This is a genomic window from Mesorhizobium sp. IMUNJ 23033 (assembly GCF_044778005.1).
GTDB classification, from domain to species: domain Bacteria; phylum Pseudomonadota; class Alphaproteobacteria; order Rhizobiales; family Rhizobiaceae; genus Mesorhizobium; species Mesorhizobium amorphae_A.
Window position 1 is genome coordinate 1 of record NZ_JBJACT010000012.1, and the last position, 18,962, is coordinate 18,962.

General features: G+C 63.5%; 18 protein-coding genes. 8 read left to right on the top strand and 10 right to left on the bottom strand.

Annotation, left to right across the window (positions count from 1 at the left end):
• Positions 1–526 (bottom strand): alcohol dehydrogenase catalytic domain-containing protein (locus tag ACFX5Q_RS14885; RefSeq protein WP_404279071.1); only part of this gene is annotated, 526 nt, incomplete at its 3' end.
• A gap of 257 nt (positions 527–783) precedes the next feature.
• On the opposite strand from ACFX5Q_RS14885, the gene ACFX5Q_RS14890 reads away from it, so the two are divergent.
• Positions 784–2,796 carry an acetyl-CoA carboxylase biotin carboxylase subunit gene (locus tag ACFX5Q_RS14890; protein ID WP_404279073.1) on the top strand — a complete coding sequence of 671 codons (2,013 nt, stop codon included), beginning with the start codon at positions 784–786 and terminating at the stop codon, positions 2,794–2,796.
• 58 nt (positions 2,797–2,854) lie between these two features.
• Here ACFX5Q_RS14890 and ACFX5Q_RS14895 read toward each other — a convergent pair whose 3' ends face one another.
• Both ACFX5Q_RS14895 and ACFX5Q_RS14900 read right to left on the bottom strand, forming a co-directional pair.
• Positions 2,855–3,307: a hypothetical protein gene (locus tag ACFX5Q_RS14895; RefSeq protein WP_404279075.1), complete on the bottom strand. Its 453-nt coding sequence runs from the start codon at positions 3,305–3,307 to the stop codon at positions 2,855–2,857.
• 4 nt (positions 3,308–3,311) lie between these two features.
• Entirely contained in the window at positions 3,312–3,539 is a 228-nt protein-coding gene (locus tag ACFX5Q_RS14900; protein ID WP_404279077.1) for a hypothetical protein, read from the bottom strand.
• 242 nt (positions 3,540–3,781) lie between these two features.
• Between ACFX5Q_RS14900 and dnaE the strand changes: the two genes are divergently transcribed.
• Both dnaE and ACFX5Q_RS14910 read left to right on the top strand, forming a co-directional pair.
• Positions 3,782–7,309 (top strand): DNA polymerase III subunit alpha, encoded by a 3,528-nt coding sequence (gene dnaE / locus ACFX5Q_RS14905; protein WP_404279079.1) that lies wholly within the window; start codon positions 3,782–3,784, stop codon positions 7,307–7,309.
• Positions 7,310–7,355: 46 nt separating this feature from the next.
• Positions 7,356–8,159 carry a potassium channel family protein gene (locus tag ACFX5Q_RS14910; RefSeq protein WP_404279383.1) on the top strand — a complete coding sequence of 268 codons (804 nt, stop codon included), beginning with the start codon at positions 7,356–7,358 and terminating at the stop codon, positions 8,157–8,159.
• 10 nt (positions 8,160–8,169) lie between these two features.
• Here the strand turns inward: ACFX5Q_RS14910 and ACFX5Q_RS14915 are convergent, their stop codons facing one another.
• Positions 8,170–9,051, bottom strand: coding sequence for a DMT family transporter (locus ACFX5Q_RS14915; RefSeq protein WP_404279081.1), 882 nt, complete (start codon positions 9,049–9,051; stop codon positions 8,170–8,172).
• A 202-nt stretch (positions 9,052–9,253) separates the two neighbouring features.
• Here ACFX5Q_RS14915 and ACFX5Q_RS14920 point away from each other — a divergent pair, with 202 nt between their 5' ends.
• Positions 9,254–9,757, top strand: coding sequence for a hypothetical protein (locus ACFX5Q_RS14920; RefSeq protein WP_404279083.1), 504 nt, complete (start codon positions 9,254–9,256; stop codon positions 9,755–9,757).
• A gap of 21 nt (positions 9,758–9,778) precedes the next feature.
• Here the strand turns inward: ACFX5Q_RS14920 and ACFX5Q_RS14925 are convergent, their stop codons facing one another.
• Positions 9,779–11,107 (bottom strand): DNA polymerase IV, encoded by a 1,329-nt coding sequence (locus ACFX5Q_RS14925; RefSeq protein WP_404279085.1) that lies wholly within the window; start codon positions 11,105–11,107, stop codon positions 9,779–9,781.
• A 67-nt stretch (positions 11,108–11,174) separates the two neighbouring features.
• Here ACFX5Q_RS14925 and ACFX5Q_RS14930 point away from each other — a divergent pair, with 67 nt between their 5' ends.
• A complete protein-coding gene (locus ACFX5Q_RS14930; protein WP_404279087.1) occupies positions 11,175–11,750 on the top strand; it encodes a GNAT family N-acetyltransferase in 576 nt (191 codons plus the stop codon).
• 107 nt (positions 11,751–11,857) lie between these two features.
• On the top strand, positions 11,858–13,384 hold the full coding sequence (locus tag ACFX5Q_RS14935) for a hypothetical protein (RefSeq protein WP_404279089.1): 1,527 nt from the start codon (positions 11,858–11,860) through the stop codon (positions 13,382–13,384).
• Between the two features lie 11 nt (positions 13,385–13,395).
• Here ACFX5Q_RS14935 and ACFX5Q_RS14940 read toward each other — a convergent pair whose 3' ends face one another.
• Together ACFX5Q_RS14940 and ACFX5Q_RS14945 are read right to left on the bottom strand one after the other, a co-directional pair.
• The gene (locus tag ACFX5Q_RS14940; RefSeq protein ID WP_404279091.1) at positions 13,396–14,049 is read right to left on the bottom strand and encodes a hypothetical protein; all 654 of its coding nucleotides are present in this window, start codon (positions 14,047–14,049) and stop codon (positions 13,396–13,398) included.
• Entirely contained in the window at positions 14,046–14,345 is a 300-nt protein-coding gene (locus ACFX5Q_RS14945; RefSeq protein WP_404279093.1) for a DUF3572 domain-containing protein, read from the bottom strand. Before ACFX5Q_RS14945 ends, ACFX5Q_RS14940 begins: the two co-directional genes overlap by 4 nt.
• 222 nt (positions 14,346–14,567) lie before the next feature.
• Between ACFX5Q_RS14945 and ACFX5Q_RS14950 the strand changes: the two genes are divergently transcribed.
• Positions 14,568–14,939 (top strand): response regulator, encoded by a 372-nt coding sequence (locus ACFX5Q_RS14950; RefSeq protein WP_006201772.1) that lies wholly within the window; start codon positions 14,568–14,570, stop codon positions 14,937–14,939.
• A 27-nt stretch (positions 14,940–14,966) separates the two neighbouring features.
• Positions 14,967–16,340: a PleD family two-component system response regulator gene (locus ACFX5Q_RS14955; protein ID WP_404279095.1), complete on the top strand. Its 1,374-nt coding sequence runs from the start codon at positions 14,967–14,969 to the stop codon at positions 16,338–16,340.
• Positions 16,341–16,862: 522 nt separating this feature from the next.
• Here the strand turns inward: ACFX5Q_RS14955 and rpmG are convergent.
• From rpmG to ACFX5Q_RS14970, 3 genes are all read right to left on the bottom strand, one after another.
• On the bottom strand, positions 16,863–17,030 hold the full coding sequence (rpmG, locus tag ACFX5Q_RS14960) for a 50S ribosomal protein L33 (RefSeq protein WP_006201775.1): 168 nt from the start codon (positions 17,028–17,030) through the stop codon (positions 16,863–16,865).
• A gap of 188 nt (positions 17,031–17,218) precedes the next feature.
• On the bottom strand, positions 17,219–17,677 hold the full coding sequence (locus tag ACFX5Q_RS14965; protein ID WP_404279107.1) for a hypothetical protein: 459 nt from the start codon (positions 17,675–17,677) through the stop codon (positions 17,219–17,221).
• Between the two features lie 98 nt (positions 17,678–17,775).
• Complete coding sequence (locus ACFX5Q_RS14970; protein ID WP_404279109.1) at positions 17,776–18,951, bottom strand: MFS transporter; 1,176 nt, start codon at positions 18,949–18,951, stop codon at positions 17,776–17,778.
• Positions 18,952–18,962 lie beyond the last annotated feature (11 nt).

The following is an 18,962-nucleotide window of genomic DNA, read 5'->3' on the forward strand; positions in this document are numbered from 1 at the left end:
CGATGCCGGTGGTGACGCCACAGCCGATGTAGCAGATCTTGTCGAAGGGGGCGTCGGGGTTGACCTTGGCCAGCGCGATCTCCGGCAGCACGGTGAAGTTGGAGAAGGTCGAGCAGCCCATATAGTGGAAGAGCTTGTCCTTGCCGATCGAGAAGCGCGACGAGCCGTCGGGCATCAGGCCCTGTCCCTGCGTGGCACGGATGGCGGTGCAGAGGTTGGTCTTCCTCGAAAGGCAGGACGGGCACTGGCGGCATTCCGGCGTATAGAGCGGGATGACGTGGTCGCCCTTCTTGACCGACGTGACGCCCTTGCCGACATCGACGACGACGCCGGCGCCCTCATGGCCGAGAATGGCCGGAAACAGGCCTTCGGGATCGGCGCCCGACAGCGTGAACTCGTCGGTATGGCAGATGCCGGTCGCCTTGATCTCGACCAGCACTTCGCCATCGCGCGGACCGTCGAGGTCGACCTCCATGATTTCCAGCGGCTTTCCGGCAGCGACAGCGACAGCGGCGCGGGTTTTCATCAGGCAGTTCCTCCCAAGGCAATCGACAGAATTTCAGGTTGTGGCCGGCCTGTTCAGCCTGCCTGACGAGGCGAATGCCCGCCAGCCCTCCGCAGTGAGCCCACATGCCACCTTATCGCGTTCGGCGATGGTGGCAAACTTCCCTTGCGACGTTTTTCGGCGCACCGGCCAGAACGCGCTGGGTGGACTGCCGGGGCACTTGAGACATAGCCGGAGAGTCCATAGAACTGGTTCCTCCGGAGGGACATGACATCAGTATGTTCAAGAAGATCCTGATCGCCAATCGCGGCGAGATCGCCTGCCGTGTCATCAAAACGGCACGCAAGATGGGCATCGCCACGGTCGCCGTCTATTCCGATGCCGATCGCGATGCCGTGCATGTCGAGATGGCCGACGAGGCGGTGCGTGTAGGGCCTTCACCGGCCTCGCAGAGCTATCTGGTGGCCGAGAAGATCATCGCCGCCTGCAAGGAAACCGGCGCCGAAGCCGTGCATCCCGGCTACGGCTTCCTGTCGGAGCGGGCTTCCTTCTGCGAGGCGCTGGAGAAGGAGGGCATCGTCTTCATCGGGCCGAAGCCGAAAGCCATCAAGGCGATGGGCGACAAGATCGAATCGAAGAAGTTCGCCAGCGCCGCCAAGGTGTCGACCGTGCCTGGCTGGCTCGGCGTCATCGAAAATGCCGATCATGCCGAACAGATCGCCGGCGAGATCGGTTATCCCGTGATGATCAAGGCCTCGGCCGGCGGTGGCGGCAAGGGCATGCGCATCGCCTGGAACCAATCGGAAGTGCGCGACGGCTTCGACCGGGCACGTTCCGAGGCGAAAAGCTCGTTCGGCGACGACCGCGTCTTCATCGAAAAATTCGTGGTGGATCCGCGCCATATCGAGATCCAGGTGCTGGCCGATGCGCATGGCAACGCGCTCTATCTCGGCGAGCGCGAATGCTCGATTCAGCGGCGCAATCAGAAGGTGGCCGAGGAGGCGCCGTCGCCGTTTCTCGACGCCAAGACCAGGAAAGCCATGGGCGAGCAGTCGGTGGCGCTGGCCAAGGCGGTCGATTACCAGAGCGCGGGCACGGTCGAGTTCATCGTCGATAGCGAAAAGAACTTCTATTTCCTTGAAATGAATACGCGATTGCAGGTCGAGCATCCGGTGACGGAACTCGTCACCGGCATCGATCTGGTCGAGCAGATGATTCGCGTGGCGGCCGGCGAAAAGCTCGCGATCAAGCAGAGTGACGTGAAGCTGAACGGCTGGGCGGTGGAGAGCCGGCTCTATGCCGAGGACCCGTACCGCAATTTCCTGCCGTCGATCGGCCGGCTGACCAGATACCGGCCGCCGGAGGAGGGAACATTCGGCGATATCGTCATCCGCAACGACACCGGCGTCACCGAAGGCTCGGAGATTTCGATGTTCTATGACCCGATGGTGGCGAAACTCTGCACCTGGGCGCCGACGCGGCTCAAGGCCATCGACGCCATGTCGGAGGCGCTGGACAGCTTTGTCGTCGACGGCATCGAGCACAACATTCCGTTCCTGGCCGCACTCATGCAGCATCCGCGCTGGCGGGAAGGGCGGTTGTCGACCGGCTTCATCGCTGAAGAATATCCCGATGGCTTTGCACCGATCGTGCCGGACAAGGACGAGAAGGCGGTCCTGGCGTCGATCGCGACCGCCGTCGAATTGCTGCGCCGCGACCGGCTCGACCGGCTGGGCGGGCGGCTGGCACCACATTCCGGCATCCTGAAGCGGGACTGGGTGGTCAAGATCGGCGCCGACTATCTTTCGGCCGCCATCATCGAGGGCATGATCTCGATCCCGATGGAACTCGACCTGTCGATCGACGGCGGCAAGGCGCTGACCGTGGCCTCCGACTGGCGGCCCGGCGATCTGATCTGGCGCGGTACGGTGGACGGCCGCAGGATTGCGGCACAGATCAGGCCGGTGCCGAATGGTCTGCGCATCGCCTGGAAGGGCATGTCGGTGACGGCTCGAGCCATGCTGCCGCGCATCGCGGAGCTTGAAAGGCTGATGCCGGAGAAGGTGCCACCGGATACCTCCAGGATGCTGCTTTGCCCGATGCCCGGCCTTGTCGTGTCGATCGCCGTTGCCGAGGGGCAGGAGGTCAAGGCCGGCGAGACGCTGGCCGTGGTCGAGGCGATGAAGATGGAAAATGTGCTGCGCGCCGAGCGCGACCTCACCGTGTCGAAGCTCAACGCCAGGCCCGGCGACAGTCTCGCCGTCGATGCGGTGATCATGGAATTCGCATGACTTTCGTCACAGGCTGAAGGAGGGCAGGCCCGAAAGGCCCGCCCCCCGTGAGGTCACATCAGGCGTGTGCCACCAGCGCGCTCTGATCGGTGACGACGTAGACGCAAGCGCGGCAGGCGTCCGCGCCGCGCTGGCTGTACCAGCGGCATGTGCCACGGATGACGCAGCGCGGCAGGTTTTCGGCAGGCGCGATGTTCTGGTCGGCCATGCCTGTCAGAACCTTTTCGATGACGTCGCAGGAATTGCCGGTCCATTGCTTGCACTTGCCCTCGACGCAACGTCCGCCAAAGCGGAAACGCGCTTCGGGCACGCCCGATTTGCTTGCCCGCTCGACGAAGTCCGCGTCGATTTCGAGCCGGGTCGGGATCGGCTGCACGATGCCGTCGGCCCCGACGACACCGATCAAAAGCGCTCCGGGTTCGGCGTGGGCGCTTGGACACGACTTTTCGCCGTGATCGGCGATCTTCGGGTTCGCCGCGCCCTTTTTGCCGTCTGCCGGAGCGAGCGACATGGCGTCAGCGGATCAACCCGCCGATCTCTTTCTCGACGGCGGGCAGCTTGAGCTGGTCGATATGCGCAACCAGGCCGAGCCATTCCTTCGGGAAGCGCAGGACGACGTCCGGTTGCGCGCGGGTTTCGGCAATCGACGCCAGCACCGCCTGCTGGATGGTCTTTGCCAGCTTCTCGTCCATGCTCTTGGAGAGTTTGAGTCCGGATAGATCGACGACAAAACGACTAGCCATGGAAATTCTCCTCGTAAAAAAACTTCCTCTACATCCGGCAGTTTGTGGCAGCTGTTGCGGATCAACCATGAAGTGCTTCACACGGAGCCGCAACGAGAGGGACAGTGGGGCTTTTCCGCTCGAATCGGCAAGTTTCAGGGGATCGGTCGACGCTGGGACTGGGAACGCTGGCGGCTCGTTGCCGCGGCGCCTAGATTAGGGCGACGAACCAAGATTCGCGGATCAGATCAAAGGCAGGCCGGGTGGCAGACGAGAAAATGACGCGCGATCCGTTGCTGCGTGAAGCCTATGAGAGGGCGTCGAGGCCGGAGGCGCCGGCGCGGCCCTTCATTCATCTGCGCGTGCATTCGGCCTATTCGCTGCTGGAAGGTGCCTTGCAGCTCGGCACCGTCGTCGGCCACGCGGTCAAGGACGAATGTCCGGCGATCGCCGTCACCGACACCAACAATTTGTTCGGGGCGCTGGAGTTCGCGCAGAAGGCGGTCAAGGACGGCATCCAGCCGATCATCGGCTGTCAGATCGATCTCGCCTTTTCCGGTGAAAACAGCGACGGCCAGCGCGACCGCCGGCGGCAGGGACCGGAGATGCGCGCCGTGGTGCTGATTGCCGCGACCGAGGCCGGCTATGCCAATCTGGTCCGGCTCGTCAGTCGGGTTTATCTCCACACGCCGCCCGGCGAGCCTGTACACCTGACGACCGACATGCTTCAGGGACAATGCGATGGCCTGATTTGCCTGACCGGCGGGCCGCGCGGCCCTATCGGCAACGCCTTGAAGGAAGATCGCCGTGATCTCGCCGAGGCAAGGCTGCTGACCCTGAAAGCGCTGTTCGGCGACCGGCTCTATGTCGAACTGGAGCGGGTTTCCGGCTATGACCGGACAATCGAGAAATCGACGGTCGATCTTGCCTACAGCCACGACCTGCCGCTGGTCGCCACCAATGAGGCGTTCTTCTCCGCCCGCGACGACTACGAGGCGCATGACGCGCTGATTGCCATTGCCGAGGGCTCCGTGGTCGCGGCCGACAACCGCCGCCGGCTGTCGCCTGACAATTTCCTGCGCAGCCAGGCCGATATGGCCAGGTTGTTTTCGGACCTGCCGGAAGCGATCGACAACACCGTCGAGATCGCGTTGCGCTGCTCCTACTACCCGAAGAACCGCAACCCGATCCTGCCGCGCTTTACCGGTGGCGATGGCGCCGACAATGAAACGGCGCTGAAGGCAGAAGCCGACGAGCTGCGCCGCCAGGCCCATGAAGGGCTTGATGCGCGGCTGGCGGCGCATGGACCCACCGTCGGCTATACAGCCGAGCAGTATCGCGAGCGGCTCGATTTCGAGCTCGGCATCATCGAGAAGATGAAGTTTCCCGGTTACTTCCTGATCGTCGCCGACTTCATCAAATGGGCGAAGGCGCAAGGCATTCCCGTCGGACCGGGCCGCGGGTCGGGCGCCGGTTCGCTGGTCGCCTATTCGACGACCATCACCGACATCGACCCGTTGCGTTTCTCCTTGCTGTTCGAGCGCTTCCTCAACCCCGACCGTGTGTCGATGCCCGACTTCGACATCGACTTCTGCCAGGATCGGCGCGAGGAGGTCATCCGCTACGTCCAGCAGAAATACGGCCGCGACCAGGTCGGACAGATCATCACCTTCGGAACGCTGCAGGCGCGCGCCGTGCTGCGTGACGTCGGCCGCGTGCTGCAGATGCCCTACGGCCAAGTCGACAAGCTCTCCAAGATGGTGCCGCAGAATCCGGCCAATCCGGTCAAGCTGGCGGATGCCATCGCCAACGAGCCGCGCTTTGCCGAAGAGGCGGAAAAGGAGCCGATCGTCCAGACGCTGCTCGACATGGCGCAGAAGCTGGAAGGGCTTTATCGCCACGCCTCGACGCATGCCGCCGGCATCGTCATCGGCGACAGACCTCTGTCGGAGCTGGTGCCGATGTACCGCGATCCGCGCTCGGACATGCCGGTCACCCAGTTCAACATGAAATATGTCGAGCAGGCCGGGCTGGTGAAGTTCGACTTCCTCGGCCTGAAGACGCTGACGGTGCTGGAAACGGCGGTCAAGCTGATCCGCCGCCGCGGCATCGAGATCGATCTCGCCCGCATTCCGCTCGACGATCCCGACACCTATGCCATGCTGTCGCGCGGCGAAGTGGTCGGCGTGTTCCAGGTGGAAAGTGCCGGCATGCGCAAGGCGCTGATCGGCATGCGGCCCGACTGCATCGAGGACATCATCGCCCTGGTCGCGCTCTACCGTCCCGGCCCGATGGAGAACATCCCGACCTACAACGCCAGAAAGCATGGCGAGGAGGAGATCGCCTCGATCCACCCCAAGATCGACCATCTGGTGAAGGAGACGCAAGGCGTCATCGTCTACCAGGAACAGGTCATGCAGATCGCGCAGGAACTGTCCGGCTATTCGCTCGGCGAAGCCGACCTTTTGCGCCGCGCCATGGGCAAGAAGATCCGCGCCGAGATGGACAAGCAGCGCGAGCGGTTCGTCTCGGGCGCCGTCGAGCGCGGCGTCGGCAAGCCGCAGGCCGACTTCATTTTCGACCTGCTGGCAAAATTTGCCGACTACGGTTTCAACAAGTCGCACGCAGCGGCCTATGCCGTGGTGTCCTATCAGACGGCCTATCTCAAGGCGCACTATCCGGTGGAGTTCCTGGCGGCGTCGATGACGCTCGACATGGGCAACACCGACAAGCTCGCCGATTTCCGCCAGGATGCGCTGCGTCTCGGCATCCAGGTGCTGGCGCCGTCGGTGATGACCAGTTTCCGCGACTTCGAGGTCGGCGAGAACAAGATCTTCTATTCGCTGGCGGCGCTGAAAGGTGTCGGCGACGCGGCGGTCGAGCACATAGTCGCCATGCGCGGCGAAAAGCCGTTCAAGAACCTTGCCGATTTCTGCGAACGCGTCGATCCGAAGATCGTCGGCAAGCGCGTCTTCGAAAGCCTGGTCATGGCCGGCGCACTCGATTGCTTCGGCCACGACCGTGCCGCCATGATGGCCGGCGTAGAGCGGATGATGGGGCTGGCGTCGCTGGCGCAGCAGAATGCCGTCTCCGGCCAGGCCGACATTTTCGGCGCTTCGCTCGGCGCCCAGTCGCAGGCGCTCAACCTGCCGGCGACCGAGCCGTGGCTGGCCGCCGACCGGCTGCACCGCGAATTCCAGGTGGTCGGCTTCTATCTCTCGGCGCATCCGCTCGATGAATACAAGGCGGCGCTGCAGAAGATGCGGGTGCAGAACTGGGGCGAGTTTTCGGCCGCCGTCAAACGTGGTGCCGCCGCCGGCCGGCTTGCCGGCACCGTCACCACCAAGCAGGAGCGCAAGACGCGCACCGGCAACAAGATGGGCGTCGTGGCCTTTTCCGACACGTCGGGCCAGTACGAGGCGGTGCTGTTCTCCGAGGGGCTGGCGCAGTATCGCGACCTCCTGGAGCCCGGCCGTTCGGTGGTGATCACCGTTTCGGCCGAAGACAGGCCTGAAGGCGTCAACCTTCGCATCAACTCGGTGCAATCGCTGGAAGACGAGGCCAGCCGCATCCAGAAGGCGCTGCGCGTTTTTGTCAGGGACGATGGGCCAGCGTCGATCATTCAATCGCAGCTCAAACAGCGTGGCGACAGCCAGGTCAGCATCATTGTCCTCAAGGGAGAGGCGCAGGGCGAGGTCGAGATCGCTCTACCAGGTGGATATCGCGTCTCGCCACAAATCGCATCCGCCATGCGCGCGGTGCAGGGCGTGGTGGAAGTGGAGTTGGTGTGATCGTTCCCGCTGGTCGCGCACCCTGCCGATTTCGGCCATGTCCGCCATGATGGCGGCAGACAAGAACGGATCGCGGGACATTTCAGCCTTGGCGCCGCTTCGCGATGTGCTGCGCAGGCTCTATCACGGGCGGACCCCGGCGGCCTTCCGCTTCCAACTGGCGGCGGTGATCGTCGATCTTGCCATTATCGCCTTTTTCATCGCCACGCCGGTCCTGCAGGACAAACCGTCATTCCTCTGGCTCGACTATTCGGTGGCAGCCCTTGTCGCCGCCGACATGATCGCCCGGCTGCTTGCCTCCAACGACATGCTGCGGCTGATCAGGCAGCCGACCTCCTGGGTCGATGGCTTCATTCTTCTGACGCTGCTGATGCCCACGGCCTTCGCCAATCTCGCCTTCCTGCGCATCCTGAGGCTGTGGTCTCTGTCGCGCAGTGGCTCGCTCTGGCGGCATTTCGAGATGCGTGGGCTGAAGCCGTGGCGCGAGGCAAGCCAGGCGGTGATCAACCTTTTGACCTTTCTCTTCGTCGTTACCGGCTTCGTCTACACCTTCTTCTTCCGCAGCCAGGCAGGTCTCGAAGGCTATATCGATGCGCTCTATTTCACGGTCGCGACGGTGACGACGACCGGCTTCGGCGACATCGTGCTGCCGGGGATAGCAGGCAAGCTGACGGCGATCGTCACCATGATCATCGGCATATCGCTGTTCGTGAGGCTGGCGCAGGCGATCTTCCGTCCAACCAAGGTATTCTTTCCCTGCCCGCAATGCGGACTGCAGCGGCACGAGCCGGATGCCGTCCACTGCAAGGCCTGCGGCCATCTGCTGAACATACCGGACGAGGGGAACTGACAGGGTAGGGCTACGACGTGGCGACCTCGGCCGGTTGCGGCGCCTTGCGCTGCAGATTGAGCAGATTGCCCAACAGAATCAGCAAGGCGCCGCCGGCGGTGAAGGCGTCGATCTGCTCTTGGTAGAGCAGCCAGCCGATCAGCGCCGACAGCGGCACGCGCAAAAAATCCATCGGCGAGATGACGGTGGCATCGGCATGGGCAAGCGCGCGGGCCATGCAGAAATGCGACGACATGCCGGTGAAGGCGACGAGCAGGATCCATGGCCAGAGTTCGACCGGCGGGTTGCGCCACACATAGAGCGCCGGGATGAGGCCGAGCACCGACTGGATGATCAGCATCCAGAAGATGATGCGCACGACGCTGTCCGTGCGCGTCAGCGACTTGACCATGACCACCGAGATGCCGAAGCAGACCGCCGCGCCCAGCACGACAAGATGTCCGGGGTCGACGGAACCGACGCCCGGGCGAACTATGATCACCACACCGACCAGCCCCAGCACGATTGCCGCGAGCCTTGGCCGCGACAGTTTTTCGCCCAGGAAGCTGACGGCCAGGATCGCTGTCCAGATCGGCGTGGTGAATTCGATCGAAATCAGGACAGCCAGCGGGATCAGCGTCAGCGCATAGAGCCACGCGGCCTGGCCGGCATAGTGGACCACGTTGCGGGCAAGATGGGCCAGCGGCCGCTCGGTTCGCATCGCGGCAAAGCCGCCATTCGTCATCACCAGCGGCAGCAGGATGAAGAAGCCGATCACCGAGCGCAGCTCAACCACCTGAAAGACGTTGAGCTCGGCGGTCGTGGCGCGGCCGGCGACCGACATCGCCAGGAACGACGCAATCGACAGCGCCATCCAGAATGCGGCCTTGGGGATCGAGGGAGCGGGTGCCATGCGCGCTATGTCGCAAGCTACGCCTGCCATCGCAACCGCTAGCAACTGCATTCGACTGGGCCAGCCGCCGGAATCCGGGCGTTAAAAAACAGTCATGTTGAAGGCGGAACCTGCCGTCTTGGCAGGCGTTCCTTGAGTCTGCGTATTGCCAGCTTCGCTGGATGCACCGCATTTCCGATAAACTTTCTCGGGGGAGAGTTCCATGAAACCACTTGCATGCCTTGTCCTTGCCGGCAGCCTGATGGCCGCGGCCGACGCCCGTGCCGACGATGCCGACTTCCTGCGTTCGTTCCAGGGCAGCTTCGCCGGCAAAGGGACCGTCAAGGTGACAACCGAGGCGCCGACGGTGAATGTTTCCTGCACCTTCAGCTCCGGCGCGACCGCGACATCGCTGTCGCTCGATGGCAAATGCCGCGGTCTCGTCGTGGTGACGCGCGCCATCAGCGCCGATCTGAAATCGAGCGGCGCCGGCTACACGGGCGTCTATGTCGGGTCCCGCACCGGGCCGGCGCAGCTCGCCGGCAAACGGTCCGGCAATGCGATCAATCTCGGCATCCGCTGGGCGAAGGAGGTCAATGGCGACCGCAAGGCGCGGCTGACGGTCGAGAAAACCGGCGGCAACGGCATGCGGCTGACGGTGACCGACGTCGATCCCAAAACCGGCAAGACCGTGGTGACCAGCCGCATCGATCTGCAACGCACTTGAACGCGATGCAGGCGGCCGGTCTTAGTCTTCTATCGGTTCGGGCGGGTTGGCACTGCGGCCCTTGCCGAAGGTGTAGCCGGTTTCCACGGCCTTCTTGCCGAACTTGCCGCGCAGCGTGTCGATGGCGCCTTCTGCAAGCGCGCGCTTGCGCGACTGGATGTCGACCAGATCGGGCGGATCGGCCTTTTCGTCGTCCGAGAGATCGCTGACGCCGATGCCGAGCAGCCGGTACTTTGTCCCGTCCGCTTCCCGGCGCAACAGGTCGAGCCCGGTTTGGAAGATGCGGTCGGCCAGCCGGGTGGGATCGCCGAGCTGGCGGTTGCGGGTGCGGAGCTTGAAATCCTGCGTCTTCAGCTTCAGCACCACGGTACGGCCGGCAATGCCCGACTTCTTCAGCCGCGCCGAGACCTTTTCCGACAGCGCCCGCAGCACCGGGACAAGCTCGGCCATGGCTGAAATGTCGGTGTCGAAGGTGGTTTCCGCCGACACGCTCTTGGCGTCGCTGTCGGGGTGGACGCGGCGGTCGTCCTCGCCGCGCGACAGGTGGTAGAGCCGGTCGCCCATCACGCCATAGCGGCGCATCAGGTCGCCGCGCTCCATGCGCTGCAGCTGGCCGACTGTGCGAATGCCGTCACGCTCCAGGCTTGCGGCGAAGGCTTTGCCGACGCCCCAGATCAGCGTCACCGGCTGTTCGGCCAGGAAGCCGAGCGCCTCGACCTCGCCGATCACCGACAGGCCGCGCGGCTTGCGGAAATCGGACGCCACCTTGGCGAGGAACTTGCAATAGGAGAGGCCGGACGAAACCGTGATGCCGAGTTCCTTTTCCACCGTCAGCGCGAAGCGCGCCAAAACGACGGCAGGCGGCATGCCATGCAGGCGCTCGGTGCCGGAAAGGTCGAGAAACGCCTCGTCGATGGAGAGCGGTTCGACCAGCGGCGTCAGCGCCTGCATTAAGGCACGGACCTCGCGGCCAACGCGGACGTATTTCTCCATGTCCGGAGGGATTACCACTGCTTCTGGGCAGGCCTCGAGCGCCTTGAACATCGGCATCGCCGAGCGCACGCCGTGGATGCGGGCGATGTAGCAGGCGGTGGAGACGACGCCGCGCTTGCCGCCGCCGACGATCACCGGCTGGTCCTTCAGCGCCGGGTTGTCGCGCTTCTCGATGGCCGCGTAGAACGCATCGCAATCGATATGGGCAAGATGCAGCCGGTAAAGCTCGGGATGGCGGGCAAGCCGTGGACTGCCGCAGCGCTCGCAGCGGCGCGTCTCGCCGCGCTGAAAGGTCAGGCAGTCGCGGCAAAAACCGTGATCGGGATTGTTGACAGGAGCCGCCATCGCTGCGAACATAAAGAGAACAGATGCAATGGTACGTCAGGACGGAAGCCGCCACAAGCGGTTAGCCGGGAGAGAGTTTATGAGCACGACCATCGCGCCACTGGCGCCCGAACTGTGGGCGGATTTCGAGGATCTTTTCGGCAAGCAGGGCGCCTGTTACGGCTGCTGGTGTACGCATTTCCGGCTGGCGCCGGCGGTGCGCCGCGCGAGCGACCGGGAGCGCAACAAGGACCACATCAAAGCGCGGATCGAAGCCGGACCGCCGCCCGGGCTGCTGGCGTTCGAGGACGGCAAGGCGGTCGGCTGGATGCAGATCGGCCCGCGCGCCGACGTGCCCGAATGGAACAATCAGGGCAGGGGCTCGGCTCCCGTCGATCCGGCCGACGCCGCCGACCCGGGCGTCTGGGCGATCTCGTGCTTCTTCATCCGCGTCAAGGCGCGCGGCAGGGGCATCAGCCATCGCCTTGTCGACGGCGGCATCGCGTTTGCCCGGGAAAACGGCGCGCGGCTGGTCGAGGCCTGCCCGATCGACCTGTCGCGCGATTCGCGTTCGATCGGTCTGTTCGTCGGCTCGTCGCGGGTGTTCGAGAAGGCCGGTTTCGAACGGCTTGTCGAACGCAAGCCGGGGCGGCCGCTGATGCGGCTGGTGCTTTAGGAAAGCGACGGCCTCGTGTACTGGTCTTCGTCTTGCGGCTGTGATGGTATTTCCCTAACAGAAGCAAGACGTGATTTTTGCCTGCAAAGGCCAAAGGGAGAAGCGACGTGAAGCGTATTTTGCCATTTGTTTTCGTTCTCGCGCTCAGCGCGCCTGCCTTCGCCCAGACCGTCGACAGCCAGGGCGCGAAGCAGCTTTCCGAAGATCTGTCCCGCTATGTCGGCAAACAGGCGATCGAGAAAGGCGTGCTCAAGGTTTCGGTTGAAGGCGACGCTTACAGGATCACGTTTGATCTCAAGGCGCTGGTCAACGCCTTGCCGGAACAGAAACTCGTGAAATTCGACTTTGCGCCCTACGCGATGATGGTGAAACCGCGTAGTGACGGATCCTGGGACGTCTCGATGGAGTTCTCGCAGACCGGGTCCTTCGAGGTCAACGGGCCGGAAGGTTTGCAAAGCACGCAGTTCACGATCAAGGACGGCAAAGGCAACGGCGTTTACAATCCCGATCTGGCAGCGTTCACCAGCGGCGCCAGCACGATGGCCGGCATGACGATGACGTCCAAGGATGCCAAGCAGCACATGGACATCAGCGCCGGCGCCAGCACGGCAAACTTTGCAGCGACCAAGTCCGCGAATGGCGGCGTCGACGTGACAATGACGCAGAAGATGTCGAGCTTCGTGGAAGCGATCAAGTTCGACGATCCTGAGAGTGGGACGAAATTTCCGGTCACCGTGAAGTCGCCGGAACTGTCGGTGGATGCAACCGGCAAGGGAATGCGGACAAGGCCGCTGCTCGATCTGCTGGCATTTGCCGTGGCCAATGAAGACGAGGCCGCGCTGAAAGCAAACCAGGCGCAGCTCAAGTCGCTTCTTCTGGCGGCGCTGCCCTTGTGGGAAAGGCTCGACGGAACCTACGGGTTCAAGGATTTCGCGGTCGAAAGTCCGGTCGGCAAATTCGGCGCTGCGCAGCTGGGCACGGCGTTCGGAATGGACGGCATCGCCCAGGACGGAAAGATCAACTATGCGATCAAGGCATCGGGGCTGACGATACCCGCGCAGCTCCTGCCCAGATGGAGCGTGGCTTTGTTGCCCACCGATATCGACCTCAACTTCGGCGGCGCCAACATCGATCTCGACAGCATGGCGAAGAAAGCCATCGAAACCTTTGACCTCAACAAGAATCCGCCGCTGCCGGCTGATTTCGGCGATCAGATTTCCGCCGATTTCCTGGCCAAGACGCCCAAGTTCGTCATCGGGCATAGCACGGTGAAGAACGGCAATATCGAGATCGCGCTGGAAGGCGAGATGACCTTCCCCGGCAAGAAGCCCGATGCAAATGTGACATTCGATGTCGCGGGCTATGACAAGATCGTGGCGAGCCTGCAGGAGGCGGCCAAGACCGAGCCCGAGGCGGCGCAGTATTTTCCCATCGCCTTGGCCATCAAGGGATTTGGCAAGACGCTGCCGGACGGCCGCATCGAATGGGCCATCAACGCCAAGCCGGATGGTTCGGTCATCGTCAATGGCGCCGTGCTGAAACAGCCCGATCCGGTCACGGATGACAGCACCGATCAGGATGCGAGTCCTGGCGAGGGCAATAGCGGCGGAGCAGGAGCGAAGCTGAAACCCTGAATGTTCAGGAGCTAAAGCCCGAGCGCCGCCGCGATCTTCGGCGCGGCGTCGCGCCAGTCCTCGACGACGGTGACGCCGTCCGGCGCGGGCGGCAGGAAGGCTCGCAGCGAATTATCGGCCATCAAATGGAAGAGATGCGCGTCGGCGACCGAACTTTTCACCGACGCCAGGTTCGACGGCTGGTCGTCGACGAAAACCACCGGCCGGCCCTTCTTGCCGCGCAATTTGGCCACCGCCGGTCCCTTGGCCATTTCGGTGGTCAGAAGCGGGTAGGGCAGCCCGAGCGTGTCGAGATGGGCGCGGCGCACGGCACGGTGCCTGTGCGGCATGGCGGTCAGCAGGACGATCTCGGCGCTGCCGCCGAGCGTGCCTAGGGCTTCCGCCGCGCCGTCGGTGATGCTTTGCCATTCGGCCTGGGCGTCGAAGAATTCACCCAGAAGCGCCGTCACCTCTTCCTGTTCGATCAGGCGGCCGCTCGCCGTTTCGGCGATGTTGCCGGTGAGGCGGAAGGACGCGAGCGTCAGGCCGAAGCCGCGCGATTTGAGAAAATGCGGGAAGGGCCGGATAAATTCTAGCACGACATCGTCGACGTCGAGCACCAGCAGCGGCCGGTCGTCCGCGGCAAGCTCTTCGATCTGCCGTGCTGTCTCGGGATCGTCGCTCATATCGAACGCTCGTGATCGTCGTCGCCGAGCGGCAGCGCGCGCAAGGCATTGCCGACGGCAGCCGGCGGGGTTCCGGTCTCCTCGGCGAAGCGCAGCAAGGTCGGTTCGTGGGCCAGGATGAACTGCAGCACGCCGGCCAGGAAACCCGGCTCGCCTGCCGCGCGCCGGATCGACTGCGCCTCGATGCCGGTGATCGCCAGGAAGCGCGGCAGAAGCTCCGGATCGGCCGCGACGAAGCCCAATGCCTTGACGGCAATGGTCTCCGCTTCCTCGCGCATTGACGCTGCGTTTGCCATCATTACCTTCTGAATGCGGAATGAGTCTCTTTCCGCAGTAATGGCAAGTGTCCCTTGCGGCAAGCCATCACCGTCTCCGCGTTGGAATCCGGACAGCTTTTGAGGCGGCCGGTTTCCGTTTCGTCAATCAAATTGGCGTAGAGTGGCGAAGGGTTGGGGTGCGATCCGGCAAGGACGCATGACGATGGTCTTCACGCAGAAGGCCGTCGGGACGGGAAATCGATGCCTAAGAAGGTCATGATCGTCGAGGACAACGAGCTCAATATGAAGCTCTTTCGGGACCTCATCGAAGCCAGCGGTTACGAGACGGTTCGCACACGCAATGGCCTGGAAGCGCTGGATCTGGCGCGCCGGCATCGGCCGGACCTGATCCTGATGGACATCCAGCTGCCGGAGGTTTCGGGGCTGGAAGTGACCAAATGGCTGAAGGAGGATGACGACCTCCACTCGATTCCGGTCATTGCCGTCACCGCCTTCGCCATGAAAGGCGACGAGGAACGCATCCGCCAGGGCGGCTGCGAGGCCTATATTTCCAAGCCGATCTCGGTGCCGCGCTTCATCGAGACCATCAAATCCTATCTGGGCGATGCCTGATGTCCAGCCAAGCCGGAGCCTTGTGACATGACCGCGCGGATCCTCGTCGTCGACGACGTCCCTGCCAATGTGAGGCTGCTCGAGGTTCGGCTGCTTGCCGAATATTTCGAGGTGCTGACTGCGTCCAACGGGCCGGACGCCATCGAGACCTGCGAGAACGGCAAGGTCGATGTCGTGCTGCTCGACGTGATGATGCCCGACATGGACGGCTTCGAGGTCTGCAAGCGGCTGAAAAGCGATCCGGCGACCGCGCACATCCCAGTCGTCATGATCACCGCGCTCGACCAGGTTTCGGACCGGGTGCGCGGCCTCGAGGCCGGCGCCGACGATTTCCTGACCAAGCCGGTCAACGACCTGCAGCTGATGACGCGCGTCAAGAGCCTGGTCAGGCTGAAGTCGCTGACCGACGAGTTGCGGCTGCGCGCCTCGACAACCCGCAACATCGGCATCGAGGAGCTTTTGAGCCGCAACTTCACCGCGGCCGACACCACGCCGAAGGTTCTTTTGATCGACGAGCGCAAATCGTCCTACGAGCGTATCCAGAAGATGCTGCGCGGCAGGGCCGATCTCGACATCGCCAGCGATCCGCATGCCGGTTTCTTCCAGGCGGCCGAGACAGCCTATGAATGCGTGCTGATCTCGACGGCGTTCGCCGATTTCGATCCGCTGCGGCTGTGCTCGCAGCTGCGCTCGCTCGATCGCACGCGCTTCCTGCCGATCATCCTTCTGGCCGACGAGGGCGAGGAGGGGCGCATCATTCGCGGCCTCGAACTCGGCATCAACGATTTCCTGATGCGGCCGATCGACCAGCAGGAGCTGACCGCGCGGCTGCGCACGCAGGTGCGCCGCAAGCGCTACAACGACCAACTCCGCGCCAGTGTCACCCAGACCATCGAGATGGCGGTGACCGACGGGCTGACCGGGCTGCACAACCGCCGTTACCTCGACAGCCATCTGCAAACGCTGTTCGACCGCTCCGTGGCGCGGCGGCGGCCGCTATCGGTGATGATCACCGACCTCGACCGCTTCAAGGCCATCAACGATCTGCACGGCCATGATGGCGGCGATGACGTGCTGCGCGAATTCGCGCGGCGGTTGCGCAAGAACGTGCGCGGCATCGACCTTGCCTGCCGCTTCGGCGGCGAGGAGTTCGTCGTGGTCATGCCCGACACGGACGGCGCGGTGGCCGAAAAGGTCGCCGAACGCATCCGTGCCGAGATCGCCCAGATGCCCTTTGCGATCGGCCATGAGGGCAAGACGATCGAGGTCACCGTAAGCGTCGGCGTATCGTCTGTGCTGAAGGGGACCGATACGGTCGCGGCGCTGATGAAACGCGCCGACCTTGCGCTTTACGAGGCCAAGAGCGGTGGCCGCAACCGCGTCGTCGCCAAGGCTGCATAGAACCTGTTCCCTCCCGATGGAGCCGGGACGGGGCTCTATCTTTTTTGTTCGAGCATGATCTTTTCCGAAGCCGGATACCACTTTTGGGGGATCATGCTCTGGCGCCGGCGCCCGATTTCCCGGTCAAGCCAACAAGGTTAGGAATTTACCTTAATCCAAGCGATTCGCGAGGCTTGGTTAAGAAACTGTTGATTTTTATAAGGTCTTGCGCAAATGTGAAGCCATAGACCAAGACGACCGGCACGAGGATGGATTTGCCGGTTCGATCCGAAAAATACCCCATGATGCTCAGGTCCGCCGCATCTCCTGGGTCCGTGGGGTCGGCCGGCCGGCGCTGGCACATAGTGGCCTCCTCGTACCGCTGCCAAACGCCGACCGGCCCCCTTTCTCCCAAAAAACGACATCAGGATTCCGCGCCGAGCGGCGGAAGATCTGCGTTTTCGGCGCGGGCTGGCGATCAGTCCACCCAAACGAAAAACGCCGCCCGGTGGGCGGCGCTTCGGCATACTCGGAGGAAACCGATTACTTGATCTTGGTTTCCTTGAATTCGACGTGCTTCTTGGCGACCGGATCGTACTTGCGGAACGACAGCTTGTCGGTCTTGGTACGGCTGTTCTTGCTGGTCACGTAGAAGAAACCGGTGTCGGCGGTCGACAGAAGCTTGATCTTGATGTTTGCGGCTTTGGCCATGATGTTCGTCCGTTAATGTTCGTGGAGTTTTGGCCGCTGGAGCACGGGGAAAACACCCGGACGCGGGAAACTTGGCGCGACACATAAAGAACGTGCCCGGAAAGTCAAGCCCGGCCGGGCCTCTGCCGCGCCCAATGCCCATGTTGCCGCAGGCAAGGAGCGTGCCGACGGCAGCGACGTCGGCAGCTTCAGGCGTCCTCCCTGACCGGTGAAGCGGCCTTCTTCCAGTCGCCCGTGGTGTTCCACCAGCGATTGGGGTTGGCGCGGTCGTCGAGACCTTTCGAGCTGCTGGCGAGCAGCGGCTGGATGCGGATCACCGGCTCCTGATAGGAATGCGCCTGGTAGATCGCCTCAACGATTCGGGCGGCCAGCGTCTGGTCGTCGGGCAGTTCGAACGACACCTCGACCGTGCCTGGCCGCTCACGCAAGATCGTCTCGGCGCCGGCGGCAGCACCTTCGAGCGGCCGGTAGCGCTCGACGCCGCCAGCCGACTGGAAGGCGTTGCTGTCATAATTGCCCATGCCGAGCGGGTTGATCGCCACCACCGCTTCCATGATGCGGTCGACATCGGCGGGCGGTGCCTGGAAGCTGACAAGCAGCAGCAACTCCATCCGCACCGATCTGGTTTCAAATCCACTGTCGATCATCTGATATCTCCCTGCTTGTGGAGCGTCGATATAGCAGGGGTGCTGCTGACACGGTGATGTCAGCAGCCTCGTGCGCCGAGGCGCCTGATCGAGCCGCTCTACAGGATTTTCCGGACGAGCCTGATGCCGACCAAAGCGATATAGGCGGCGAAGAAAACACCGAGCGACCAGCCGAAGCCGGAGGGGCCGAAGATGTCCATACCGATGCCGATCGCCTGCGGCCCGAGCACCATGCCGACGCCATAGCAAAGCACGAAGGCGGCGTTGGCGGAGGCCAACTCATGGCCGGAGAGCTGGGAGCCGAGATGGGCAAGGCCGATCGTATAGAGCGCGGCGACCACGCCACCCCAGACGAACAGAAGCGCTGCCATCAGGTGCCAATTCGCGGCGAAGTGCGGCATGAAGACGGTGCCGGCGAGGCCGACGGTGGCGCAAGCCAGGAGCAGATGGCGGCGGTCCGAGACGCGGTCGCTGATCATGCCGATCGGGATCTGCAGAAGCACGTTGCCGAGGCCGATCATGGTCAGCAGCAGGGCGGCGTCGGCTTCGGAGTAGCCGATGCGGCTGCCATAGATCGGGAACAGTGCGAAGCCGCCGGTCTCGACGGCGCCGAACACCAGCACCGCGAAGGTGGCGGTCGGCACCAGCCAGATGTAGCGCAGGAAATTGCTGGTCTCGCCGTCCGCCACGATCGTCGGGCTCTCGTTGCGTGCCGCCAGCACCGGTATTGCGGCCAGTGTCACCAACCCGATGATGACGCCGAAGGGCCGGAAGCCGGAGCTGCCGAGATGGGAAAACAGCCACGGCCCGGCAGCGAAACCGAGCGACAGTACGGTGGCATAGATGCCCAGCACCAGGCCGCGCCGGTGCGGCGGTGCCGAGGTGCTGATCCAGAATTCCGACAGGATGAACAGCACTGTCAGCGCGATATGCAGCACGACGCGCAGCGGGAACCACATCCAGAAGTCCGGCGCGAAATGGAAGCCGACGAAGGCGAGCGCGCCGGCGGCAATCATGGCTAACATGGTCCAGGCGACACCGAAGCGCATGGCAAGCGGCGTGGCGAGCGGCGCACCGGCGATCGAGGCCAGGCCGGCGACGGCGGTGTTAAGGCCGATCATCGAGGCCGAGTGGCCGCGCGTCTCCAGGATGACGCTGAGCAGCGGCATGCCGAGGCCGATGGCGATGCCGACAACGCTGATCGAGGAGATCGCAGCGACCATCGGCAGCCAGTGTACGCGTTCGTCTCCCTGTTGCTGGGTATCGACCGTCATGTGATGCCTGA